The sequence below is a fragment of the Massilimicrobiota sp. An134 genome (assembly GCF_002160815.1).
Classification (GTDB): domain Bacteria; phylum Bacillota_I; class Bacilli_A; order Erysipelotrichales; family Coprobacillaceae; genus Allocoprobacillus; species Allocoprobacillus merdigallinarum.
In genome coordinates, this window is record NZ_NFLH01000045.1 from 1 (window position 1) to 14,453 (window position 14,453).

10 protein-coding genes, 1 pseudogene and 1 other annotated feature are annotated in these 14,453 nt (G+C 32.2%); of the genes and pseudogenes, 9 read left to right on the plus strand and 2 right to left on the minus strand.

What is annotated here, in order from left to right:
- Nucleotides 1-737: 737 nt before the first annotated feature.
- Nucleotides 738-2,228, minus strand: coding sequence for a lysine--tRNA ligase (gene lysS / locus B5E79_RS12275; RefSeq protein ID WP_087298224.1), 1,491 nt, complete (start codon nt 2,226-2,228; stop codon nt 738-740).
- A gap of 33 nt (nt 2,229-2,261) precedes the next feature.
- Nucleotides 2,262-2,494: a binding site (T-box leader), on the minus strand.
- A 172-nt stretch (nt 2,495-2,666) separates the two neighbouring features.
- On the opposite strand from lysS, the gene B5E79_RS12280 reads away from it, so the two are divergent.
- The 8 genes and pseudogenes from B5E79_RS12280 to B5E79_RS12320 all read left to right on the plus strand — a co-directional run bounded on the left by B5E79_RS12280 (nt 2,667) and on the right by B5E79_RS12320 (nt 11,607).
- Complete coding sequence (locus B5E79_RS12280; RefSeq protein ID WP_087298225.1) at nt 2,667-3,197, plus strand: methylated-DNA--[protein]-cysteine S-methyltransferase; 531 nt, start codon at nt 2,667-2,669, stop codon at nt 3,195-3,197.
- A gap of 161 nt (nt 3,198-3,358) precedes the next feature.
- Nucleotides 3,359-6,433, plus strand: coding sequence for an ABC transporter ATP-binding protein/permease (locus B5E79_RS12285; RefSeq protein WP_087298226.1), 3,075 nt, complete (start codon nt 3,359-3,361; stop codon nt 6,431-6,433).
- 102 nt (nt 6,434-6,535) lie between these two features.
- Nucleotides 6,536-7,343, plus strand: a pseudogene (locus tag B5E79_RS12295) (HAD family hydrolase).
- Between the two features lie 2 nt (nt 7,344-7,345).
- Nucleotides 7,346-8,290, plus strand: a complete 945-nt coding sequence (locus tag B5E79_RS12300; RefSeq protein WP_087298229.1) for an AEC family transporter — start codon at nt 7,346-7,348, stop codon at nt 8,288-8,290.
- A gap of 39 nt (nt 8,291-8,329) precedes the next feature.
- Nucleotides 8,330-8,890 carry an NUDIX hydrolase gene (locus tag B5E79_RS12305; RefSeq protein ID WP_087298230.1) on the plus strand — a complete coding sequence of 187 codons (561 nt, stop codon included), beginning with the start codon at nt 8,330-8,332 and terminating at the stop codon, nt 8,888-8,890.
- Nucleotides 8,871-9,602, plus strand: a complete 732-nt coding sequence (locus B5E79_RS12310; protein ID WP_087298231.1) for an HAD family hydrolase — start codon at nt 8,871-8,873, stop codon at nt 9,600-9,602. Before B5E79_RS12305 ends, B5E79_RS12310 begins: the two co-directional genes overlap by 20 nt.
- 24 nt (nt 9,603-9,626) lie before the next feature.
- Nucleotides 9,627-10,205 carry a sugar O-acetyltransferase gene (locus B5E79_RS12315; RefSeq protein ID WP_087298232.1) on the plus strand — a complete coding sequence of 193 codons (579 nt, stop codon included), beginning with the start codon at nt 9,627-9,629 and terminating at the stop codon, nt 10,203-10,205.
- Nucleotides 10,206-10,278: 73 nt separating this feature from the next.
- A complete protein-coding gene (locus B5E79_RS12320; RefSeq protein ID WP_087298233.1) occupies nt 10,279-11,607 on the plus strand; it encodes a putative ABC transporter permease in 1,329 nt (442 codons plus the stop codon).
- 822 nt (nt 11,608-12,429) lie between these two features.
- Here B5E79_RS12320 and pdxR read toward each other — a convergent pair.
- Nucleotides 12,430-13,809 carry a MocR-like pyridoxine biosynthesis transcription factor PdxR gene (gene pdxR, locus B5E79_RS12330; RefSeq protein WP_087298234.1) on the minus strand — a complete coding sequence of 460 codons (1,380 nt, stop codon included), beginning with the start codon at nt 13,807-13,809 and terminating at the stop codon, nt 12,430-12,432.
- A 304-nt stretch (nt 13,810-14,113) separates the two neighbouring features.
- Here pdxR and B5E79_RS12335 point away from each other — a divergent pair.
- A partial coding sequence (locus B5E79_RS12335; RefSeq protein WP_158095506.1) for an IS110 family transposase occupies nt 14,114-14,453 on the plus strand: 340 nt, incomplete at its 3' end.

Genomic DNA, 14,453 nt, shown 5'->3' on the forward strand with positions numbered 1-14,453 from the left:
TTATATCAGGAGGTTTCTTTTTATTATGAAATTACCCCATTTAGAAATTAAAGCAGAAAAAGGCAAACCCCGTAATAAAATTAAAGGTTAAGGTTTACCCCGCGATTATTTAATATACCTTTTTTTGTATTATTTATTATTTAAATTGAGAGGGAATTTATTGTTTGGTATAATATTATCGTTATCGTTCCTCCTTTGAAAGGGGGTGATACAATGTTGTTTAACTTAGTTTTATCTGTCGTGGCAGGTATAATTGCATATTATATTTGTAAATGGATAGACAGAAATATAAAGCGATAACTATCCTAGTGTTAAGTTCACTATAAAAACTAGAAAAGGTAAGGAGTAGCGTTCCTTACCTTTTTGCATTGATACAATGCTGTTTAACTTACGAGTCAATTATAACATTAGCCTGACTCTATTTCAAGTATATAACAAATGAATCATATTTATACATTTAAACTAGATGCAGCCACTTACAAAAAAATGCGTCCATGTCTCATGATAATGTATGAAAACATATAAAAACACATAAAAATTTAACATATTTTTTTAAAATGCATCCATTTTGCATCCACTTACATATTTTCTATAAATTATCTAACTCTTTTATGGAATAAAAAAAGCATAACTTTATGATCAATAGTCATGAATTGTTTCGTATTATCCTATCATAAATTTATGCTTATATTTATATTGTTAATTCGTTGATAATTCAAATTATCTTGATTTCATCACTATTTATTTCTTGGTTTCATTTGTGGGAATAAGATAACTTCTTGGATAGATTCTTGACCAGTTAATAACATCACTAATCTATCAATACCCATTCCCATTCCTCCTGTTGGTGGTAAACCGTATTCCAAAGCTTCTACATAATCTAAATCCATTTCGTTAGCTTCGTCATTTCCAAGTTCTTTTTCTTTTAACTGATTTGCAAATCTTTCATATTGATCATCAGGATCATTTAATTCATTGAATGCATTTGCATATTCATTACCACAGATAAATAATTCAAATCTCTGTGTGAAACGAGGATCTTCTGGATTCTTTCTTGCTAGTGGAGAAATTTCTACAGGATGCCCATAAACAAATGTAGGATCAACAATTGTTTCTTCTACATATTTTTCAAAGAATTCATTAATAATATGACCATAACCAAAGTGTGCTTCGACTTCAATACCATGTTCTTCAGCTAATTTTTTCGCATCTTCAAAAGTCATATCTCCTGCAAAATCAATTCCAGTTTGTTCTTTAATAGCATCTGTCATAGAAATACGTTTAAATCCAGGAGCTAAAGAAAGCTGATGTCCTTTATATTCAATATCATATGTACCACAAACATCTTTCGCAGCATTAGAAATGATACCTTCAGTTAAATCCATCATTCCTTCTAGATCACTAAATGCTTTATAAACTTCAATTGTTGTAAATTCTGGATTATGAGTTCTATCCATACCTTCATTTCTAAATAAACGTCCAATTTCATAAACAGCATCCATACCACCAACAATTAATCTTTTTAAAGACAATTCAGTCGCAATTCTTAAATAATAATTCATATCTAAAGTATTATGATGTGTAATAAATGGACGAGCAGAAGCACCACCTAAAATAGGATTTAATACAGGTGTTTCAACTTCAGTATATCCTAAACCATCAAGATAATGTTGAATAGAACGAATAATCTTTGGTCTTGTAAAAGCAATCTTTCTTGCTTCTTCATTCATAATTAAATCAACATATCTTCTTCTATATCTTTCTTCAACGTCATTTAAACCATGATATTTTTCTGGTAAAGGACGTAATGCTTTTGTTAAGTGAATATACTCAGAAGCTTTGACAGATAATTCACCAGTATTTGTCACAAAGACAGTCCCAACAATCCCAATGATATCTCCAATATCACTTTTTGTTAAAACTTCATAACTGTCTTCACCAATAACATCTTTTCTGACATAAATTTGGATTTGTCCTTCTTTATCTTGAATATGCATGAAACATACTTTACCTTTACGACGTTTTGTCATAATTCTTCCAGCAACTTTCACTTCAATCGCAGCTTCTTCTAATTCTTCATGTGTTTTTCCTGCATATTTTTCTTTGATCTCTGTTGAAAAAGCAGTGACATCAAATCTTTGTCCAAATGGATCAATACCTTTTTCTCTTAAAAAATTTAACTTTTCACGTCTTACTAATTCCTGTTCACTAAAATGTCTTTCTTCCATAATATCTCCTTTCCAATAAAAAAACTCCCATCCGCAAGGGACGAGAGATTATCGTGTTACCACCCTCATTCATTTATGCATCACTGCATAAACCTTTTCAACTCCTATCAGAGTCTAGCCTGTAACGCGGCACACGTTATTTTATCACATACGATCCAAAATACGGCTCCTAGTCTTTATTCATCGTTACTATGATTGTCCATTTCCACCATCAGGACTCTCTTGTTATCAATCATAACAATTACTCTTCTATTCATCGCCTTTTTTCTATACGCCTGTATTATATAAATAAACTTTCTTGTTGTCAAGACTGCATTTTTTATTTCATTTGAGACTTCATTATGATTATCATATTCATCAAGAATGAACTTATATATGACAGAATATAGTTGTATAGAAAAATAGGGAATGATAAAATGGTGATAAGGAGTGAGTCTTATGTATTATCAGACATATTATCAATCACCTTTAGGAAATCTTTTGTTGGTATGTGATGAAGAAGGTTTGATTGGATTATGGATTGAAGGGCAGAAATACTTTTTAGGAAATATCAAAGAAAATATCATAAAGAAAGATGATCATCCCATATTGATACAAACTCAAAAATGGTTAGATGATTATTTTCATCAAAGACAACCTTCCATCAATGATTTAAAATTAACACCAAAAGGCACACAGTTTCAACAGATGGTATGGAAAATATTGTGTGAGATTCCTTATGGTCAAACAATGACTTATGGGGAAATTGCTAAAAAGGTGGCAAAAGCATTAAATAAAAAAACAATGTCAGCTCAGGCAGTAGGTGGGGCTGTTGGGCATAATCCTATATCCATCATTATTCCATGTCATCGTGTTGTAGGAAAAGATGGAAGTTTAACAGGATATGCGGGTGGTATTGATAATAAAATCAAGTTATTACAATTAGAGAATGTTGATATGACAGGTTTATATGAACCTCGTCAGAGATAAAGAATATATAAGTATGTATATTCTTTTTTTGTGGGAATATATAAAAAGAAGACTATTTCCGGGGAAATATGTCGATATACGATAGAAATATTTAAATGTTCATTTTCAATTCAAATAAAAAGGATTTAATAGTATATATTCTATATAAAGGGGATAAGAGAATGCTACAAATTCAGAATATATATAAACAATATAAAACAGGTGATTTAGTTCAAAAGGCATTAGATGGCGTCAGTCTTAATCTCAGAGATAATGAATTTGTTGCGATATTAGGACCAAGTGGAAGTGGAAAGACAACACTTTTAAATATTATTGGTGGATTAGATCGTTATGATAAAGGTGATTTGATTATCAATGGCATTTCGACTAAAAAGTATAAAGATAGAGATTGGGATTCCTATCGTAATCATACCATAGGTTTTGTCTTTCAAAGCTATAATCTGATTCCTCATCAGACTGTCCTGGCTAATGTTGAATTGGCTTTAACGATATCAGGTATTTCTAAAGCAGAGCGTAAAAAGAGAGCAAAGCAAGCTTTAGAAAAGGTGGGTTTAGGTAATCAGGGACACAAGAAACCAAATCAAATGTCTGGAGGACAAATGCAGCGTGTAGCTATCGCGAGAGCTTTGGTTAATGATCCAGATATTTTACTCGCCGATGAACCTACTGGTGCATTGGATAGTGATACCAGTGTTCAGGTTATGGAACTGTTAAAAGACGTTGCCAAAGATCGTCTTGTTGTGATGGTAACACATAATCCTGAATTGGCAGAAGCTTATGCCACACGTATTGTTGAATTAAGAGATGGAACAATCCGTAGTGATTCTGATCCATATGAAGTCAGTGAACATGAATTGGATAAACCAAGACATGAAAACATGGGAAAATCTTCAATGTCCTTTTTAACAGCTTTATCTTTAAGTTTTAATAACTTACGTACCAAAAAAGCCCGTACGATTTTAACATCTTTTGCGGGGTCTATTGGAATTATTGGGATTGCATTGATATTATCGCTTTCTAATGGTGTCAATCAATATATTCAATCAATTGAAGAAGAAACATTATCTGAATACCCACTGCAAATACAAAGTACAGGTTTTGATATGACATCTTTGATGGTAGATGTGCAAGATAGTCAAAGTGAAAATAAAGAAGAAGGCCAGATACAAGTTATTCAAATGATTACTAATATGTTTTCAAAGATTGGTTCTAATGACTTGACTTCTTTGAAAGAATATTTAGATAGTGGTGACAGTGATATTAAAGAATATACAAATGCTGTAGAGTATACGTATAATGTATCACCACAAATATACAGTACAGATACAGAAAATATCAGACAGGTTCATCCTGATAAATCATTCCAATCACTTGGTTTAGGCTCTTCAAGTAGTGGAAACAGCATGATGTCAACAATGATGAGTACCGATGTTTTTTATGAAATGCCTAGTGATGAAAGTCTATATGTAGATCAATATGATGTTAAAGCAGGACGTTGGCCAAAGGCTTATAATGAGTGTGTTCTGGTTTTAACACAAAATGGTAAGATTAATGATTTAATGTCTTATACATTGGGGTTAAGAGATTTTTCTGAATTAGATGATATGGTAGATAAGTTCTCTCAAGAGGAAGAAGTCAATGCTCCAGAGAATACAGATACTTATTCATATGAAGATGTATTAGGAAAAGAGTTTAAGCTTGTCAATGCAGCAGATTATTATGAATATGATGAAGAATATGATTTATATAGAGATAAAACAGATAATCAATCCTATATGAAAAAATTGATTGAAAATGGTGAAACTATAAAAATTGTTGGGATTGTTCAACCAGCCAAAGGAACAACAGCGACAATGCTTCAAACGGGTATTGGTTATCCCCAGTCACTGACAACACATGTGATTGAACAAGCTCAAGCAAGTGAAATTGTGAAAAAACAATTAGAAAATAAAGATATTGACGTGTTTACAGGTAATGCTTTTAATGAAGCTAATAATAAAGAGTTTGATATGAATTCATTGTTTAGTGTTGATACAGAGAAGTTAAAGAGTGCGTTTTCAATAGATCAAAGTCAATTGACAAAAGGAATGGGTGAGCTGGATTTAAGCCAGATTCAATTAGATATGTCAAATATGCCTTCTATTGATATGGATGCAATCTTATCACAATTAAATGTTGAGTTTACAAGAGAACAGATTGAATCTTTAAGTCAAAGTATCACAACTGATTTTCAAAATTATATGGTTGAAAATCAGTTGACGGATTCAACTCAGATACAGACTTATTTTATGACTTATATTAAAACATCTCGTGCACAAAGTCTGATTCAACAAAATGTTATTCAATTACTTCAAGATAGTGGTTTAACAGGGCAGTTTGAAACATTATTACAAAATCAGATTCAAACAATGATGACACAATATACAGCACAGATTTCTCAATCCTTAGAAGAACAAATCAGTGCTCAAATGTCTAAACAAATGGGAACATTAGCTCAAAACATGCAATCAGCGATTCAAATTGATCCAACTGCATTTTCTGAAGCTATTCAAATGAATATGAGTGAAGAAGAGTTGTCTGAACTTATGGTCTCACTTATGACAACAGAAACTTCAACTTATGAAAATAATTTAAAAACATTAGGATATGCTGATTTTGATGAACCTAGTGGCATTAATATTTATCCAAAAGATTTTGAAACAAAACAAAATGTTGTGAATATTTTAGATGATTATAATGCCAAAATGGAAAAAACTGATGAAGATAAAGTGATTTCTTATACAGATTATGTAGGTACTTTAATGTCATCAGTAACTGACATTATTAATGTGATTAGTTATGTACTGATTGCCTTTGTCGCTATTTCTTTAGTCGTATCTTCTATTATGATTGGTGTTATTACTTATATCAGTGTCTTAGAACGACAAAAAGAAATTGGAATCTTGCGTGCAATAGGTGCATCTAAGCGTAATATTTCACAAGTTTTCAATGCCGAAACATTTATTATAGGATTACTTGCAGGTGTTTTAGGTATTGTGATTACATTGTTATTGTTGATACCAGGAAACATGATTATTCATTCGATTGCTGGTAATGTAGATGTCAGTGCCTCTTTACCAGTGGCAGGTGGTGTCATCTTAGTTGTGCTTAGCGTTGTTTTAACTTTGATTGGTGGTATTATTCCTTCCAGCAAAGCAGCGAAGAGTGATCCTGTTTCAGCATTACGTAGTGAGTAAAGACAAACGAAATGTTTGTCTTTTTCTATTTCCATTCTTGAAAAAAGAAAGCAAAATCAATCAAAAACTTATATAATAGATATCAGTTATGGGGGTGGAATCATGCAATCAAAAATATTATTTTTTGATGTTGATGGAACATTATTGGATACTGCTAGAGGTATTCCTGACATACCACAAGGGGCTCTTTACCAATTAAAAAGAATTCAAGAGCAGGGACATAAAATATTTATATCTAGTGGTAGACCTAAAGCTATGATCAATCAGTATTTATTAAATGTAGGATTTGATGGATATATTGGCCAATGGTGGATATGTTGAAATTGATGGGCAATCTATTTATGAAGATAGAATGGATTACAAACTATGTGTGAAAACTGTTCAGATGCTAGAAGACCTGCGATGTGACTATATGTTAGAAACAGCTGATGCGATTTATATTGATCCTAGCTATCATGAACTTTATGATTTCTTTTCTCAGGCAGGTATGAAAGAAATGTTCCAATTGGATTTTGATAAAGATGAGGTTTTAAAAAGAACAATCAAGATAGAAGCTAATGTTTTAAATAAAGATAAAGCGAAGATAGAAAATTATATCCAGGATAAATTTGGCAGTGTTATTCACCATGATGAACATGGCAGTGAAAATGCTTTTGAATTCTTTTCACCAACGATTTCTAAAGCTGTCGGCATTCAAAAAGTTTTAGATTATTATCATGTCAGCCGTCAACAGACATATGCTTTTGGGGATGGATTGAATGATATGGAAATGATTGAATATTGTGAAGTTGGTGTTGCCATGGGAAACGCTGTTGAAGCATTAAAACAAAAAGCAGATCTGGTTTGTTGTGCTATTGAAAATCAGGGCTTAGAACGTATTTTAAAAATATTATTTCCTGATGAGGTTTAAACATGGATAGTTTATTATTTAGTTTCAATGCGACAGTTCCAGTTTTCTTGATGATGGTTTTAGGAATGCTTTTAAGAAAGTTGGGGTGGATGAGTGAAGAATTTGCTTCTCAATTAAATCGTTTTGTCTTTATGCTTCCTTTGCCAGTTCTTTTGTTTCAAGATTTGGCGACAGTTGATTTTTTAGAAGTATGGAATTTTTCTTTTGTTGCATTTTGTTTTGTTGTGACACTTATAAGTATTTTGATTGCGATGATAATATCAAAATTTTTAAAAGATAAAAGTATTCAAGGTGAATTTATTCAGGCAACGTATCGCAGTAGTGCAGCCTTGCTGGGAGTCGCTTTAATTCAAAACATATATGGAAGTTCTACAATGGGACCACTAATGATTATAGGAAGTGTACCTTTATATAATATATTTGCTGTGATTATCTTGTCTTTCTATCAGCCTCATGGGGATGGAGTCAATCGTGATTTATTGAAGAAGACATGTCTAGGAATATTAAAGAATCCGATTATTATTGGGATTGCAGTTGGATTTTTATGGTCTTTATGTTCTTTACCAATGCCGACCATTCTTTCAAAAAGTGTATCCTATGTTGCCAATATGGCTACACCATTAGGTTTGATAGCGATGGGTGCTTCTTTTCGTTTGGATAAAGCTATCAGTCAGATAAAACCTGCCTTTTTAGCATCTTTCTTTAAATTGTTTGGATTCTGTTTCCTGTTTTTACCACTTGCTATCATCTTAGGTTTTCGTCAGGAACAGTTAATAGCTATTTTGGTTATGCTAGGTTCAGCATCAACAGTGACATGTTATGTCATGGCAAAGAATATGGGACATGCTGGTGTTTTAAGTAGTAATGTTGTCATGTTAACAACATTACTGAGTGGTTTTTCTTTAACATTTTGGATATGGGTTTTAAGAGTTTTATCTTTCATTTAAAATGTAAAATGTAGTAGAATAGAAAGAGGTGATGAGTTGATGGAATATTTAGATATCGTAGATGAAGTGGGAAATCCAACGGGAGAAATTGTAGAAAGAGAATATGCACATCGTCATGGCATTCGTCATCGCACTAGCCATGTCTGGTTATTAAGAAAAAAGCAGGATGTCGAAATTCTCTTACAGAAACGTAGCCTCAATAAAGATTCTTATCCGGGATGTTATGATATTTCAAGTGCTGGTCATATTCCAGCAGGAAGTGACTTTGAAACTTCGGCATTACGTGAATTAAAAGAGGAACTGGGAGTCGAGGCGACAAAGGGTGAATTACATTATATTGGTACAAGTTACAGCAATAGCCACAATGTATTTCATGAAAAACCATTTCATAATGTACAAGTTTCGCATGTTTATGTCTTATGGTATGATGGCGATTTTGTCTTGCAAAAAGAAGAAGTGGAAGAAGTTCAATGGATGCCACTTGCCAAATGCCAACAATTGGTTTTACATAAACAAATTCCTCATTGCATTAAGATAGAAGAATTACAAATGATAGATTATTATTTAAAAGGAGTCAACAATGAAAGCATTAGCCAGTGATTTTGATGGAACATTATATTTTGAAGATGGTATTAAAGAAAATGATCAACAAGCTATTGTTCATTTTCAAAAACATCATTTATTTGGATTATGTACAGGTAGACCATTGATAGGTGTACAACATTATATCAAAGATTGTATTCAACCAGATTTTTATATTGTGAGCAGTGGCGCCTGCATTTTAGATAAAGAATGTCATGTCTTATATGAACAGACAATATCTAAAGAGATTATGAAAGCTATTTATCAACAATATCATCAAAAAGCTGAAGTTTCTATTCAGGCAGATTTTCGTATTTATACATTAATGAAAGATTCAAAAATTCCAATAGCTCAAACATATGTAGAGTCTATTGATTGTATTGGAGATGAACATATTTTTGGATTATCAATCAATGCTGTTCATGAACAACAGGCCAAAGAGTGGACACATAACTTAAATGAAACTTATAAAGAGATTATTGCTTTTCAAAATAAAGAATATATAGATATTGTTAAAAGAGGATGTTCTAAAGGAGAAGCAGTCAAGAAATTGAAAGAATTATTGCATTTGGATATGGTCTATGGCATAGGAGATTCTTATAATGATATTCCTATGTTAGAAAGTGCTGATTGTTCATTTACATTTCATGATTCACCACAAATTGTTCAGGAAAAAGCAACACATATCGTATCATCTATCAGTGAAGCCATTAAAATGATTGAAGATTAAGAAATGATTGAAAAGGAGAATATCATGAGTAGTGAATTAGAAAAGATGGAACGTGGAGAATGGTATGATGCCAATAATGATGCTCAATTATTAGAAATGCGCATAAAAGCTAAAGATCTATGCTTTGATTTAGATCATACAAGACCTGGGGATGTTGAAAAAAGAAAAGACATCTTGACACAGTTATTAGGTTATTATCCAGAAAATCTGGAAATTATAAGTCCATTTATGTGTGATTATGGAAGTCGTATTCAATTAGGAGAGAATGTTTTTATTAATAGCTCTTGTTATTTTATGGATGGTGGAAGTATCACAATAGGTGATTATGTTTTTGTAGGTCCATATTGTGGCTTTTATACAGCGAATCATCCTCTAGACTATCAAAAACGTAATCAGGGATTAGAAATTGCTTTGCCTATTCGTGTGGGAAGTAATGTCTGGTTTGGCGCTCATGTTTCCGTCATGCCAGGAGTCACGATTGGTGATGATTGTGTCATTGGGGCAGGAAGTGTAGTGACCAAAGATATACCACCACATAGTCTTGCTTATGGAAATCCATGTCGAGTTGTGAAACAATGGGATGAAAATCAGAAATCTTTCTGATTTTTTTCTTTTTTCTTCATGTATTATTCATATATCTATGATAGTATCATATAGACTATGTTGGAGGGAAATGATGGAAAAGTTAATTTATGATCAATTATGGATATTTTTTGTTTATTCTTTTGTCGGTTGGGTCATAGGAACTATTCTTGCGGCATATCGTCGTAAGAAGTTTGTTGATGTTGGATTTTTATATGGACCATATTGCCCATCCTATGGTATTTGTGGGGTTTTGTTTTTTATTTTATTACATGAACTTCATGATCAATGGTTTTTTATGTTCTTAGGAGGGGCAATTATTTCTTCCTTTGTTGTATATATGACAGGTTTTTTCTTACAGAAAATTTTTCACCATAAATGGTGGGATTATTCAAGAAAGAGATTCCAATTCGGTAGTTATGTGCACATGCCTTATACAATTCTTTGGGGGTTGATGGCTATCATCTGTGTTGAATTTATTGAGCCAACACTTTTAAACGCTGTTCATTTGATTCCTTCATCCGTTGGAGAGATTCTCTTGATTATTATGGGTGTTGTTATGGCAGTAGATTTTGTTGGAACAATCACAGGTATTTTAAGTACACGTTCACGTGTGAAAAAAGGTGTCATTAAAGAGGTATCAGAAAACATGCAAAGAACGGCAGATCGTTTAGGCATGAGAATATCTGAATGGACACTTAAACATTTTGTGAATGCATTTCCAAATCTTGATAAAAAAGAAATTTTAAATGAGCCAAAAGTTGAAAAATCAACTGTGTTTGCTGAAGGATGTTCTTTTTATAAATTATTATGGTTATTTCTTATTGGTGCATTTTTAGGAGATATTGTTGAAACATTATGGTGTCATTATACAACAGGAATATGGATGAGTCGTAGTAGTGTGATTTATGGTCCTTTTTCTATTGTTTGGGGAATTGGCTGTGCTTTATTAACTTTACTGTTATATCAGTATCGTTATAAAAGTGACCGTTTTATTTTCTTGTTTGGAACGGTTGTAGGTGGAGCTTATGAATATGCATGTAGTGTTTTTACAGAATTAGTTTTTGGAACAGTCTTTTGGGATTACAGTCATCTTCCTTTTAACTTAGGAGGACGTATTAATTTATTATTCTGTTTCTTCTGGGGAATTGTAGCTGTGATTTGGATTAAAATCATTTATCCAAAATTATCAGACTTAATTGAAAAAATCCCCAAAAAAACAGGAACAATTCTTTCATGGTGTTTTATTGTTTTTATGACAATCAATATTATCATATCAGGATTAGCTATTCAAAGATATTCAGAAAGACAGAATGGACAAATCAATGCGCAAAATCCTGTAGAAGAATTTCTAGATCAGCATTATCCAAATGAAAGAATGGAACGTATTTATCCTAATGCAAAGTTTCCACAGAAAAAATAAAAAAGCCTTAAAAAAGTGAAGGCGATAGATCATAAATATCCTGACTGAACTTTTTTAAAGCATAAAAATCATTTATTTCGTATATCTTGACTTTCCCTTCCATAAGACATGTATTTTGTGTATGAAAATAAATTTTTTATAATATATTGAGATGTTTTCTATGTAGTGTAGAAAGCATCTTTTTCATATTATAGGAATTTGGTTTTGTTTGGTTAATAAATGCTTAAAGTAAATATTTATAATAAGCAAATTAAAAAGTAACCAGATATATGATTTTTTGACCTATTGTATTGTTCCTTTTCCACATTTTATGCAGATGCATGACAATGAACTACATAACCGAGATATGCATATAAGTGGATTTTTAAATACTAAAAAAGTGGATATTGGAAGCACAGAAGTGGACATTCAAGATACAAAAGTGGATATTGAAAGTACACTTTTAGTAAAACACAAAAAGATTTATCTGTTAATAATACAACAAATCATGTTCGTAGATTATTTGAGAAGTTCGGGTATGATGAAGCATATATACAGTTATGAAGGTCATTGATTTGAAGCAATCTGCTGCCTCTAAGCTTCTTTCCAATTTAGTGCAGAAAGATATTATAGAGCCAGTATCTGGTCATGGAAAAGGTAAATATAAATTCAAAAAGTAAGCATCAAGATGGAGAAGATGCTAAACATCATGAACTGTATGAAAAACTTTTGAAATGAGGCACCGCAATCCCACAGGTTTTAGACGGTTGGTTAAGATAACAAAAAGCCAAAGCTTATGTTATACTTCTACTATGGAAATATGGAAATTATAAAGCAGTTCTCTTATTCCATTAATAACTGACATAGTAATTGAACGGCTAACGGAATATCTTCAATAGAAAGTCCAGAGTAGTTAATCACGATTGTATGTGAATCAAAAGGTTGATCATAAAATTGGGACAGCATACTCATGTTGATTCCTAAATCTTGAGCACGTTTTAAAATAAATTCATCGCTATATGGCAAAGAGAAATGAAGTAGAAAATGTAAGCCTGAGTTTTCTTCAGTAATTGTAATTTGGGAAAAGAGAGGACTTTGTGAAAGTTGGAGAAGAAATTCATCACGGATAGATTTATAGTAGTTACGCATACGGTTAATGTGTTTTTCAAAGTGATGGTTTTGGATAAACTCGGCAAGAATAATCTGTTCAAAGTTTGATACACTACATGTATAGAAACCTAATTTTTGTTGGAAAATTTGAACGAGATGAGGGGGTAAAATCATATAACTGATACGAAATGAAGGGGCTAGTGTTTTAGAAAATGTATTCATATAAATCACATGTTCATTTTGATCAATCTGAAAGAGTGGGGAGAGTGGTTTTCCTCGCATACGAAATTCACTATCATAATCATCTTCAATAATATAACGATGAGATTCTTCTGCCCATTGAAGTAATTCCAAACGTCTTTGTATGGGCATTGTGATACCTGTTGGGAAATGATGAGCAGGAGAGATATGCACGATTTGTGCCTGACTTTTTCTTAGTGCCTTTATATCAATGCCTTGTTGATCTAAGGGAATGTAATGATAATTGACATGATTGATGTGATAGACTTGGGAAATACTGTGATGACCTGGATTTTCTAAGGCATATATCTGATCTCTTCCTAATAATTGAATCACTAAATTATAAAGGTATTCACTTCCAGCTCCAATAATCACCTGATCAGGAGAAATATTCATTCCACAAAAGGCATAAAGATGTGAACAGATAGCGCGTCTTAGAGATTCGCAACCTTGATGTGGAGAACGTGAAAGCAATTCTTGTGATTGAGATGAAAGGACTTGACGTGTCATTTTAGACCATGTAGAAAATGGAAAATGCAAAGAAGATACAGAATTTGATTTTAAATCTATACGATAATGAGTTTGTTTTGGTTTTGTCATAACAGAAGAATGATTTTTTATATAATGGGGATAATGAAGTTCACTTACAAAATATCCTTTTCTTTCTTTAGAATAAATATACCCTTCAATGAGAAGCTGATGATAGGCATTCTCTACAGTAATCAAACTGACATTTTGATTTTTCGCAAAAGCACGTTTAGAAGGTAATTTTTCATGGGGGTTGAGTTTTTGATGAATAATATCATTTTTAATGCATTGATATAAATATTCATACATAGGTATATCTGATTCTTTAAATGAATAAGTTAACATATTTTTCACTGGTATATTATAATTGACTCATTTATCAGTCATTAAAATATACCTTCCCCTTTCTATCAACTTTATTAATACGTAGTTGATGACGTTTAGGTCTATATGTAAAATTGAAATATGTGTTTGTGGATTTGTATTTTTCCGTGTGGCTTTGACTACTTCAAGGAGGTTTGGACCACTCACTTATTCCTCAATAACGATGAGTTAGATGAGTCTTTGAATTCGCATTTTGAACCAGGTTTTATGGTCTAAGTGTTGTGGGTACCACATCACATGAAATTTATTTGAAAGGATGGTTTTTATGAAATTAGTTGGTATTGATATTGGAAAGCACAAGCATTTCGTCAGCATCGTTGACAAGTTGACTGGTGAAATTATTCTTCAGCCTGTCGCTTTCTCTAATAATGCTCAGGGTTTTGAATTCCTTATCTCTCAGATCGCTCTCTATCCTGTTGATAGCGTTCTTATCGGTATGGAAGATACTGGTCATTATCATTTCGCTTTATTGCGCTTTCTTTTACAGAAGAACTACAACGTCGCTTTGATCAATCCTAAAACTACCGATCTCAATCGTAGAATGGATGGTGGCATCACTAAAAACGATAAACTTGATACTCTTAATATATGCGATATATTAAGCT

What these genes read in the sequence shown, in the direction of transcription:
- B5E79_RS12320 (WP_087298233.1), top strand. Translation starts at nt 10,279, where the DNA reads ATGGAAAAGTTAATTTATGATCAATTATGGATATTTTTTGTTTATTCT.
- B5E79_RS12300 (WP_087298229.1), top strand. Translation starts at nt 7,346, where the DNA reads ATGGATAGTTTATTATTTAGTTTCAATGCGACAGTTCCAGTTTTCTTG.
- pdxR (WP_087298234.1), bottom strand. Translation starts at nt 13,809, where the DNA reads ATGTTAACTTATTCATTTAAAGAATCAGATATACCTATGTATGAATAT.
- B5E79_RS12285 (WP_087298226.1), top strand. Translation starts at nt 3,359, where the DNA reads ATGCTACAAATTCAGAATATATATAAACAATATAAAACAGGTGATTTA.
- B5E79_RS12315 (WP_087298232.1), top strand. Translation starts at nt 9,627, where the DNA reads ATGAGTAGTGAATTAGAAAAGATGGAACGTGGAGAATGGTATGATGCC.
- B5E79_RS12280 (WP_087298225.1), top strand. Translation starts at nt 2,667, where the DNA reads ATGTATTATCAGACATATTATCAATCACCTTTAGGAAATCTTTTGTTG.
- B5E79_RS12305 (WP_087298230.1), top strand. Translation starts at nt 8,330, where the DNA reads ATGGAATATTTAGATATCGTAGATGAAGTGGGAAATCCAACGGGAGAA.
- lysS (WP_087298224.1), bottom strand. Translation starts at nt 2,228, where the DNA reads ATGGAAGAAAGACATTTTAGTGAACAGGAATTAGTAAGACGTGAAAAG.
- B5E79_RS12310 (WP_087298231.1), top strand. Translation starts at nt 8,871, where the DNA reads ATGAAAGCATTAGCCAGTGATTTTGATGGAACATTATATTTTGAAGAT.